General features: G+C 65.3%; 10 protein-coding genes. 2 read left to right on the top strand and 8 right to left on the bottom strand.

Annotated elements, in window-relative coordinates:
- Positions 1 to 170 precede the first annotated feature (170 nt).
- The 8 genes from EDE08_RS38055 to EDE08_RS38020 are packed head-to-tail and all read right to left on the bottom strand — an operon-like array spanning position 171 to position 8265.
- Positions 171 to 1544 carry an amidohydrolase family protein gene (locus tag EDE08_RS38055; protein ID WP_131874834.1) on the bottom strand — a complete coding sequence of 458 codons (1374 nt, stop codon included), beginning with the start codon at positions 1542 to 1544 and terminating at the stop codon, positions 171 to 173.
- Complete coding sequence (locus EDE08_RS38050; RefSeq protein WP_131874833.1) at positions 1541 to 3124, bottom strand: ABC transporter substrate-binding protein; 1584 nt, start codon at positions 3122 to 3124, stop codon at positions 1541 to 1543. Before EDE08_RS38050 ends, EDE08_RS38055 begins: the two co-directional genes overlap by 4 nt.
- Positions 3124 to 4008, bottom strand: coding sequence for a polysaccharide deacetylase family protein (locus EDE08_RS38045; RefSeq protein WP_131874832.1), 885 nt, complete (start codon positions 4006 to 4008; stop codon positions 3124 to 3126). The genes EDE08_RS38050 and EDE08_RS38045 overlap by 1 nt, the downstream gene beginning before the upstream one ends.
- The gene (locus EDE08_RS38040; RefSeq protein ID WP_165936425.1) at positions 3995 to 4810 is read right to left on the bottom strand and encodes an ABC transporter substrate-binding protein; all 816 of its coding nucleotides are present in this window, start codon (positions 4808 to 4810) and stop codon (positions 3995 to 3997) included. Before EDE08_RS38040 ends, EDE08_RS38045 begins: the two co-directional genes overlap by 14 nt.
- Before the next feature lie 16 nt (positions 4811 to 4826).
- Positions 4827 to 5591 (bottom strand): amino acid ABC transporter ATP-binding protein, encoded by a 765-nt coding sequence (locus EDE08_RS38035; protein ID WP_131874830.1) that lies wholly within the window; start codon positions 5589 to 5591, stop codon positions 4827 to 4829.
- On the bottom strand, positions 5588 to 6445 hold the full coding sequence (locus EDE08_RS38030) for an amino acid ABC transporter permease (RefSeq protein WP_165936426.1): 858 nt from the start codon (positions 6443 to 6445) through the stop codon (positions 5588 to 5590). The genes EDE08_RS38035 and EDE08_RS38030 overlap by 4 nt, the downstream gene beginning before the upstream one ends.
- Entirely contained in the window at positions 6442 to 7269 is an 828-nt protein-coding gene (locus EDE08_RS38025) for an ABC transporter substrate-binding protein (RefSeq protein ID WP_131874828.1), read from the bottom strand. The genes EDE08_RS38030 and EDE08_RS38025 overlap by 4 nt, the downstream gene beginning before the upstream one ends.
- 39 nt (positions 7270 to 7308) lie before the next feature.
- A complete protein-coding gene (locus EDE08_RS38020) occupies positions 7309 to 8265 on the bottom strand; it encodes an N-carbamoyl-D-amino-acid hydrolase (protein WP_131874827.1) in 957 nt (318 codons plus the stop codon).
- 151 nt (positions 8266 to 8416) lie between these two features.
- Here EDE08_RS38020 and EDE08_RS38015 point away from each other — a divergent pair, with 151 nt between their 5' ends.
- Together EDE08_RS38015 and EDE08_RS38010 are read left to right on the top strand one after the other, a co-directional pair.
- Positions 8417 to 9343: a LysR family transcriptional regulator gene (locus EDE08_RS38015; RefSeq protein WP_131874826.1), complete on the top strand. Its 927-nt coding sequence runs from the start codon at positions 8417 to 8419 to the stop codon at positions 9341 to 9343.
- A gap of 39 nt (positions 9344 to 9382) precedes the next feature.
- A complete protein-coding gene (locus EDE08_RS38010) occupies positions 9383 to 10093 on the top strand; it encodes a type 1 glutamine amidotransferase (protein ID WP_131874825.1) in 711 nt (236 codons plus the stop codon).
- Positions 10094 to 10219 lie beyond the last annotated feature (126 nt).

Genomic DNA, 10219 nt, shown 5'->3' with positions numbered 1-10219 from the left:
CTCCCGCCAAGGCATCGGCTGATCCTCCCAGCCGACAGAGAACTGTCACCCATCCATCCGGTCTACTGTGTTACCTATCTATCCGGTCTGGACACTCCCCTGCCCTCTCCCGCAAGCGGGAGAGGGAGCGCACTTTCCTCGAGGCGACGATCATGCGCAAAAAAAAGCGATCAGCCGTTGAACGCGGCCTGCGCCTCCGGCAGGTCCCAGATCTTGCCAATCGCGGCGGTGCCCGCCGCAATGATCGCCGCCTCGTCCGCGCCGAGATAGCGTCCCTCATCTACCAGCACACGACCGTCGACCATGACCTGATCGATATTGGCACGGTTGGCGAGTGCGACCAGCGCGCGGCGGGGATCGAACAGCGGCTGAAGATGCGGATGAGTGAGATCGACGACGGTGAGATCGGCCGTGGCGCCCGGCTCGATGCGGCCGAGATCCGGCCGCTTGATGACATTGGCGGCGACAACCGTGTTCGCTTCGATCAGCTCTGGCGAGTTCGCGACGTCGGGACGCGCCGAGGTGATCTTTGAGATCAGCGAGGCGGCATTGAGCTCACCGAGCAGGTCCATGTTGTAGCCGTCGGTGCCGACCACGGTGCGCACGCCGTGCTCGGCGAAGCGGCTGAAGGCGGCGGTGATGCCGGCGCGCGCGAAGACGCGCGGGCAGTTCAGCACGGTCATGCCGCGCGCGGCCATGAGCTTGAGATCGTCGTCGCTGCTGAACATGCAGTGCGCCGCCATGAGGTCGGGCGCGAGCAGGCCGAGCCAGTCCAGATATTGCGCCGGGGTGCGGCCACCATAGCGCTTGCCGATGGTCTCGACCTCGGCGCGGCTCTGCGCCATGTGCGTCGTGATGGGCACCCCGAGCTCGCGCGCCCGGGTGGCGCAAGCCTTCAGCAGATCGGGGCCGCATGTGTCGGTGGCATGCGGGCTCATGGCGAGGCTGATGCGGCCGTCGCCGCGATTATTCCAGCGCTGATAGAGCGCACTCCATGTCGCCATGTCGGCAGCGCCGTCGTCGCCGGAATATTGGACCACACCGTCCGGCCCGGCCTTGGCATCGGACGTCGAGAACAGATAGGGCGCGCCGTAGAAGCGGATGCCCATCTCCTCCGCGGCGTCGAACATCTCGGGGATCGAGTTGCGGAACGGCTCCATCACCGTGGTGGCGCCGCCCTTGAGAAGCTGGAGGATGCCGAGCCGCGCCACCGCGAGACGTTCTTCCGCCGACAGGATATCGGCACCGCGCTTGGTCAGCGGCAGCAGCACCGTGTAGACGATGCTCTGGTTATTCTTGCGGCCGTTGCCGTCCTCGGTGTGACTGCGCGCCACCGCTTCCGAAAAGCAGTGATTGTGCAGGTTGAGCAGACCCGGCAGGACGAAGCGGCCTGGGCGATCATGGACCTGATCGGCGCGCGGCTTGTCGCGCGTGATCGCGGCGATCTTCTTGCCTTCGACCAGAACCCAGTGGTCGCGCAAGACATCCTGCGCGTCGTCTTTCCGTGACAGCACATAGCTGCCGAAGATTGCTGTGGTGCTCATGCGGGACGCACGTTCCAGAAGACGGCGGTGCCGTCGAGAATGCCGGTGAGCGCCTTGCGATAGGCGGTCGGCTGTTTGTACAGCCCGATCGGAATATACGGGATTTCCTCGAACGCGACCGCCTGGATCTCGCGGCAGATGCGCTGCTGCTCGGCGAGCTCTGAGGCCGCCAGCCATTGGCTGCGCAGCGGCCCCATCTTCTCGCTCGCATACCAGCCGGCGACCTTGCCTTCGCCGCGGATGTTGGTGTTGCCGGCCGGGTTGAGCCAGTCGATGCCCTGCCAATTGCCGACCGCCGCGCTCCAGCCGCCCTGTCCGATCGGGTCCTTCTTGAGCTGGCGCTGCAGCACGACGGCGAAATCGAGCCCGGCATATTCCACGTTCATGCCGGCCTTGCGAAGCGAGTCCACGGCGATCTCGCCAAGCGGCTTCTGCGCCAGCGAGTTGGTTGGGACCAGCACCACGATCTTCTCGCCGTTGTAACCGGCGGCTTTCAGATCGGCCTTCACCTTGGCGTAATCACGCGGGCCACGGAACACATCGAGGCCAACGTCGCTCGCCATCGGCGTGCCGGGCGCGAAGAAACCGATCGGCGAGACCTGAAAGGCCGGATCGGTGCCGGCGACCGCGGTCATGAACGCGGACTGGTCGATCGCACCCAGCAGGGCGCGCCGGATGGCGGGATTGTCGAACGGCGGCTGCAGGTGATTGAGGCGCAGCATGCAAGCGTAGCCGCGGGGATCGAGGATACGCGTCTCGATATCGCCGGCAGCCTTGATCACCGGCAACAGATCATGCGGCGTGGTCTCCTGCCAATCCTGCTCGCCGGTCTGGAGTGCGGCGACGCCGGTGCCGGCATCAGGTGTGGTGGTCCAGACCACGCGGTCGTAGTGCACGATCTTGGGACCCGCCGTCCAATCCGGCTTGCCGTCCGTGCGCGGCTGGTAGCGCTCGAATTTGGCATAGGCGTTGCGGGCGCCCTGTACCCGCTCGTCGGCGAGATAGCGGAACGGGCCGCTGCCGATCACTTCGGTCAACGGCTTGAACGGATCCTGGCTCGCCAGCCGCTCCGGCATCATGAAGCAGGCATTGATGGCGGCCTTGCCCAGCGCCTGCGGCAGCAGCGGGAACGGGCGCTTGAGGCGAAAACGGATGGTGCGATCGTCCGCGGCCAGCAGTTCGGCCGTCGCCTCCAACAGCTCGCCGCCAAAGCCGTCGCGCGCCGCCCAGCGGCGGATGCTGGCAACGCAGTCGCGCGCGAGCACGCGCTCGCCGTCGTGCCAGAACAGGCCGTCGCGCAATGTGAGATCCCATTGCAGCCCGTCAGCGGAGACGACGTAGCCCGACAGCATCTGCGGCGACACCTGGAGCGAGGAGCTCATGCCAAAGAGCGTGTCGTAAACCATGAAGCCGTGGTTTCGCGACACCTGCGCGGTGGAATAGATCGGGTCGACGAAGGCAAGGTCGATGACAGGGATGAAGCGCAGCGTGGACTGGGATTCAGCGCGGACGATGCCCGGCAGCGACAGCGCCGGCAGCGCCGCGCCGGCCTTGAGGAGCGAACGGCGGGAGATGGACATCAGCGGTTACCGGCTTCGTGGCGCAGGAAGTTTTCCGCGATGTTCTCGCCGGTGGTGATCCAGACATCCGGGCACGACTTTGCGTAGGTCAGGAACTCGCGCAGCAGACGCAGCCGCATCGGGCGGCCGCTGCATTGCGGATGCAGCACCGTCGTGACCATCGCGCCCCAGTCGCGGACTTCGTCGAGCTCGTCCTTCCACATCGAGAGCACGTGCTCTTTCGGGAAGATCGAACGCGGACTGAAACGGGCGGACAGGCCGTGCATCCAGTCGTCATAGCTCGCCGTCACCGGCAGCTCGATCGTGCCCGGCTTGCCGTCGGCGAGACGATGACGATAGGGCCTGACGTCGTCGCGGAACGAGGACGTGTAGACGATGCCGTGGCGCACCAGCGCGACGCGCAGCTCCTCGGTGAACTCGCCGTAAGGCGCGCGATAACCGGTCGGCTTGACGCCGAGCCGGCGCTTCAACGCCTCGAAGCCGCGCTCCAGCTCCTCCTCGATCCAGGGATCGCCGGGATCGGGCAGCAGATGATGATAGCCGTGATGGCCGATCTCGTGCCCGGCCTTGAGGATGGATTCGGCCATCTCCGGATGCGCATCGACCGACCAGCCCGTGACGAAGAACGTCGCCTTGAGATCGAGCTGGCCGAGCAGCTCCAGCAGTTTTGGCGTGCCGACGCGCGCCTCATAGCCGCCATAGCTCATGGTGATGAGCCGCTGCGCATGACCTGCGTCCTTGCTGGTCCAGGCGCTCTCGGCGTCCACGTCGAACGACAGGAACATCGCGGATGTGTACGGCTTCGGCCAGGGATAGTCGGGCGCGGGATCCGCGGTGTTGGCCGGAACGAGCGGAATGCTCTGGAGTGCCTTACTGTCCAGCATTGATGGTCGCCTTCTCGATTGCGTTGTCGCTCAATTTCCACTTCGCCAGCAGCGTCTTGTAGGTACCATCCGCGATCAGCGCGTCGACCGCCTCCAGCATGGCCTGCTGCAGCGCCTTTTCCTTGACCGGCACTGCAATGCCGACGAACTGCTGCGCGATGGCCTCGCCGACCGGCGTATAGGCGCTGGGCTCGAGATCCATGATGTAGGGCAGCGTCTCGTTGCCCTGCACGGCGGCGTCGATGCGACCCTGCTTGAGCTGAGTACGGGCATCGCCAGAGCCGTCGGTGCCTACGAAGATGACGGGATTGCCGCCGCAGTGCTTCTCGCTCCAGCTTGCAATCTGCTCCGGATACTTCGTGCGACGGCTGGCGCCGACCTTCTTGCCGCAGAGCGCAGTCATCTCCTTGAATTCCGCCGCTCGCGATTGCTGCACGAAAAAGCGCGGGCCGGTCTGGAGATAATCGACGAACGTCGCAATCCCGTGACGGCTCGCATAATCGGTAAAGCCCGACAGGACGGCATCAACCCGGCCAGTCTGGATCGATGGCAGGAACTCGGCAAAACTGGTTTCCTGCCATTCGATCTTGCTGCCGAGCTTGCGGGCAAGCGCCTCGCCGAGTTCGATGTCGAATCCCGACAACGCGTTGGTGGCGGGATCGCGGAACTCCATCGGCGGATAATTCGGCACCACCGCCATCTTGATGCTGCCGCGCTTGACGATCTCCGCCGGCAGCTCGATCGCCATCGCTGGCAAGCTCATGGCGCCCAGGAACGCCGCCGCAAGCAAAAATCTCTTCATCACCATACCCCCAATGTCAGATCACTGCCGAAAGAAATGCCTTGGTGCGCTCCTCGCGCGGCGCGCCCAACACGTCGCAGGCGCGGCCCTGCTCGACGATCGCGCCCTGATCCATGTAGACGACACGGTCGGCAACCTCGCGCGCGAAGCCGAGCTCGTGCGTCACGACCATCATGGTCATGCCGCTCTTCGCCAGCTCCTTCATCACCGCGAGCACCTCGCCGACGAGCTCGGGATCGAGCGCACTGGTCGGCTCGTCGAACAGCATCAGCATCGGCTTCATGGCGAGCGCCCGCGCGATCGCGACGCGCTGCTGCTGGCCGCCGGAGAGCTGGGCCGGATATGAGCCCGCCTTGGCCGCGAGCCCGACGCGACGGAGCAGCTCGGTCGCCTCGGCGCGCACCTCGTCGGCCTTGCGCCCCTGCACCTGGGTCGGCCCTTCCGTGATGTTTTCGAGGGCGGTCATGTGCGGAAACAGGTTGAAGCGCTGGAACACCATGCCGGTCTTCAGCCGCTGCCGGCCAATCTCGCGCTCGCTCAACCGATGCAGCCGTCCGCCCTGCTCGCGCACGCCCAGGAGCTCGCCGTCGAGCCAGATGCCGCCGGCATCGATCGCAGCTAACTGGTTGATGCAGCGGAGCAGCGTGGTCTTGCCGGAGCCGGAGGCGCCGATCAGGCACATCACCTCGCCGGGCCAGACGTCGAGCGAGACGTTCTTGAGAGCCTGAAACTCCCCGAAATTCTTCGCTACGGAGCGGATCGCGACGAGAGGTCTTGTCATCGCGCCAGCCGCAATGTGCCGCGCGCAAAGCGTCGTTCGAGCAGCATCTGCAGCGGGGTCAGGATCGAGACCACGAGCAGGTACCAGAGCCCGGCGACGATCAGGAGTTCGATGACGCGGGAATTTGCGTAGTAGATGTTCTCGGCGTTGTGCAGCAGTTCGGGATACTGGATCACGCTTGCGAGCGAGGTCGCCTTCACCATTCCGATGAACTCGTTGCCGAGCGGCGGGATCACCACGCGCATCGCCTGCGGCAGCACGATCCGCCGCAACGCGCGCAGCCGCCCCATGCCGATCGCCTGCGCCGCTTCATATTGCCCGATGTCGACCGACAGCATGCCGGCGCGCATCACTTCGGAGGTGTAGGCGCCCTGGTTGATGCCGAGCCCAAGCAAGGCGGCGAGGAATGGCGTCATGACATCGACGGCGCGCGCGGACCACAGGCCGGGGATGCCGATGGTCGGAAACACCAGCGCGAGATTGAACCACAGCAGCAATTGCAGGATCAGCGGGGTGCCGCGAAACAACCAGGTGTAGCCGGCCGCCACCGTCTTCAGCACCGGATTGGGCGATAGCCGCATGATCGCGACGACGATGCCGAGCACGATGCCGAGCGCCATCGCCAGCACCGCCATCACCATGGTGTTGACGATGCCTTCGAGGATGACCTTTGCGGTCAGGAAGCGGCCGACATAGGACCATTCGATCTGTCCGTTCGCAAAGGCGCGCGCAATCGCCGCCAGCACGAGGACGATCAGGGCCGCGCTGATCCAGCGAAACCAGTGCGGCTCGCGCGCGATCTGCATTCCCGACAGATCGGGAAATCCGTCCGCGAGTGCCGGAGCCGGCTTCATTGCGGCGCCGCGTTCAGCATGGGCTGGGCCACCGCGTTGGCGCCAAGGCCCCATTTGTCGAGAATGGCCTTGTAGGTGCCATCGGCGATCATCGCCGCGAGCTTCTCGGTCACCACCTCGCGCAGGGCCGCATCGTCCTTGCGGAACATGATGCCCTGGTAGCCCTTGGCGAAGGGCTCGCCGACCACGCGATATTTCCCGGGCTCCTGCGTCTGCGCGTAAGGCAGCGTCTCGCTGCCCTGAACGGCGGCGTCGATGCGGCCCTGCTTGAGCTGGTTGCGGACGTCGATCGAGTTCTCGCCCGGAACATACTGAATCGCCGGCTTGCCGGCCGGCTCGCAATTCTGTTTGCTCCACTTGTCGATCTCGACCGGGAAGCTGGTGCTGCGGGTGGTGCCGACCTTCTTGCCGCAGAGATCGGTCGCGTCCTTGGCCGCGTTGTCCGCCATCACGAAGAACTGCGGCCCGGTTGCGAGGTAATCGACGAAATCGGCGGTCTCGCGCCGCGAGGCCCGATCGGAGATGCCGGAGATGATGAAATCGGCGCGCTTGGTCTGGAGCGAGGGGATCAGCTCGGCGAACGGCGTCTCGCTCCAGACGATCTTCAGCCCGCCAATCCGCTTGGCGAGCTCTTTGGCGAGATCGACATCGAGCCCGACCAGCTCGTTGGTTGCAGGATCGCGATATTCCATCGGCGCGTAGGTGGAATTGACCGTGAGCTTCAGCGTGCCGGCCTGCTTGATCTCCGCCGGAAGCTCGGCCGCCTGCGCCGACGTCACGGCAGCCAACGCTGCGAAGGCAAGCAAATGCGAGAGGCGTGTCATGTCAGCTCCTTTGCCAACGCTGCGATCGGCCGTCCGAAATCAATCTGCGTCGAGAACGGCGGGCTCGATCACGCCGGCGCGCTCGGTGATCACCCTGTACTGCTCGGGCCGCCGGTGGGCGGCGAAGTTGAACATCTTGTCCTTGCCCTGGCGGCAGAGGTCGAGATCTATGTCGGCGACGATCACCTCGTCCGCGAGCGTCTGGGCCTGCGCGACGATGCGGCCGTTGGGATCGACGATGCAGGAGCCGCCGATCAGCCCGGAGCCGTCCTCCTCGCCCGCCTTGGCCACCGAGATCGCCCAGGTCGCGTTCATGTAGGCGTTGGCCTGCGTCACCAGCGTCGAGTGGAAGGTGCGCAAGGCGCCGTCTTCGGTGGCGCCACCGTTTGGATCATAGGCCGCCGAATTGTAGCCGATGCAGACGAGCTCGACGCCTTGCAGGCCGAGCACGCGCCAGGATTCCGGCCAGCGCCGATCGTTGCAGATCATCATGCCCATGATGGCGTGGGCCCAGGACGAGCCGGCGCGGAAGGCGGGAAAGCCGAGATCGCCATATTCGAAATAGCGCTTCTCGAGCTGCTGGTAGCGCGCCCCCGGACGCGGCTCGACCGAGCCCGGAAGGTGCACCTTGCGGTAGCGGCCGAGGATCTCACCGTCGCGATCGACCAGGATAGAGCAGTTGTAGCGCCGGCCGTCCGGCGTCTTCTCGGCATAGCCGACATAGAAGCCGACGCGGAGCGCACGCGCCCGATCGAACAGCCTTGCCACCGCCGGATTCGGCATGCTGCGCTCGAAATACTGGTCGAGAGCCTCGCCTTCGAGCAGCCAGCGCGGGAAGAAGGTGGTGAAGGCAAGCTCCGGAAACACCACGAGGCTGGCGCCGCGGCCGGCGGCCTCCTCCAGCATGTCGAGCATTCGCTTCAGCGTATGCTCGCGCGTATCGGCTTTTTGCGTCGGCCCCATCTGAGCGGCGGCGGCGCGAAGGACACGAACCAAGTTTGCCTCCAATCTGTGCGCGGTGCCGCCTCAATGGGCGAATGAACCCTTTGATACGACGCGCAAATCCGCTGCCATTACGGGCGAGCGGGGCTGCAAAATCAATTCGTTTTGCTATGATGTTTCGGCCCTGAGTATAATCGGCAGTGATATGAACCTGCGTCAGCTTGAGATTTTGCGAGCGATCATCCGCCACCGCACCACGGTTGCGGCGGCTGACGAGCTGGCGCTGTCGCAGCCCGCGGTGAGCAACGCGCTGAAGACGATGGAGGCGCAGGCCGGCTTCGCGCTGTTCGAGCGCGTCAACAACCGGCTGTTTCCGACCGCCGAAGCGATGGCGCTCTACAAGGAGAGCGAAGCGATCTTCGCCTTGCACGCGAAGCTCGAGAACCGCGTGCGCGATCTGCGCGAGAACCGCTCCGGGCATCTCGCCATCGTCGCGACACCGCCGCTCGCCTACAGCATCATCCCTTCCGCGCTGTCAGGCTTCCTGCGCCGCCGCCCGGAGACGCGCATGTTCTTCGACGTGCGCCGCTACGAGGGCATCATCGAGGGTGTGCTGAGCCGCGTCGCCGAGCTCGGCTTCGCGCTCGGACTGACGCATCATCCAGGGATCGCGCATGAGGTGGTGCATACCGGCGAGATGGTGTGCGTGCTGCCGCCGCAGCATCCGCTCGCCGACAGGCCGGTGATATCTGCGTCCGATCTTTCCGGCCTGCCCTTCATCGGGCTCGAGCGCGGCACGCGGCTCGGCGAAGCCGTGCGCGACAGCTTTACCCGGGCCGGCGCGCCGTTCCGGCCGACGGTCGAGGTGCGCTACTGCAACACGGCCTGCGTGCTCGCGGCCGCCGGCGTCGGCGCTGCGGTGGTCGATCCGTTCTCGCCGCGGCAGAACGGCGGCAGCGGCCTCGTCGTCCGTCCGTTCACGCCGATGACGCAGGCGGTCGCCTATATGCTGTGGTCGGAAGCCGAGCCGCTGTCGCGTCTGGCCAAGGCCTTTCTCAGCGAGGTTCGCAAGGAGAGCGCGCTGCTCGAGCGCACAGCGCCGCACCAGCAACATGGTGCAGAAGGCGACTGAGCTTGCGATCACACGCGCAACCTTCTATCCGAGGTGCACATGGCACGCATCACCATCATCGAGACCGGGCTCGTTCCTCAAGAGCATCGCGAACGCCACGGCTCGTTTCCGGACATGTTCGCGCGCATGATCCGAACCGAGGACCCCACAGCCACGGTCGACGTCGTCAGCATCCCGAATGGCGATGCGGTTCCCGATCCGCGCCAGGTGGAGGCCATCCTGATCACCGGCGCGGCCGCCGGCGTCTATGACGAACTGGACTGGATGGCGCCGCTGGAAGATTTCGTGCGCAAGGCCTACACCAACAAGACGCCGATGGTCGGCGTCTGCTTCGGCCATCAGCTGATCGCGCAGGCGCTCGGCGGCACCGTGCGTAAGTCGGACAAGGGCTGGGGCCTCGGCCGGCACATCTATCAGGTGCTGCCTGAGAACGGCGTGGTCGACGGCGACGTGGTCGCGATCGCCGCCTCGCATCAGGATCAGGTGATCGAGCCGCCAAACGACGCGCTGACGATCCTCTCCTCGGACTTTACCCCGCATGCCGGCCTGCTCTATGCCAACGGCGCAACGCTGACCGTGCAGCCGCATCCGGAATTCGACGTGGAGTTTGCACAGGTGTGTTGCGATCTGCGCGACGGCAAGGCGCCGGATGACGTCGTCGCAACGGCGAGAGCATCGCTGGCGCAGCCGCTGGACAATGCGAAGCTCGGTGGCGCGATCACGAGGTTCCTGGCGAGGCGCAATGTTTGATCACAGTGCCAGTGCCCGCGTCAGCCGACTCTTCCCTTCTCCCCTTGTGGGAGAAGGTGGCGCGATGTCCAGACCGGATAGATAGGTAACACAGTAGACCGGATGGATGGGTGACAGTTCTCTGTC

Origin of the sequence: Bradyrhizobium sp. R2.2-H, assembly GCF_004346455.1 — a bacterium.
GTDB lineage: Bacteria > Pseudomonadota > Alphaproteobacteria > Rhizobiales > Xanthobacteraceae > Bradyrhizobium > Bradyrhizobium diversitatis.
This window is presented reverse-complemented; position numbering and strand designations above follow the sequence as displayed.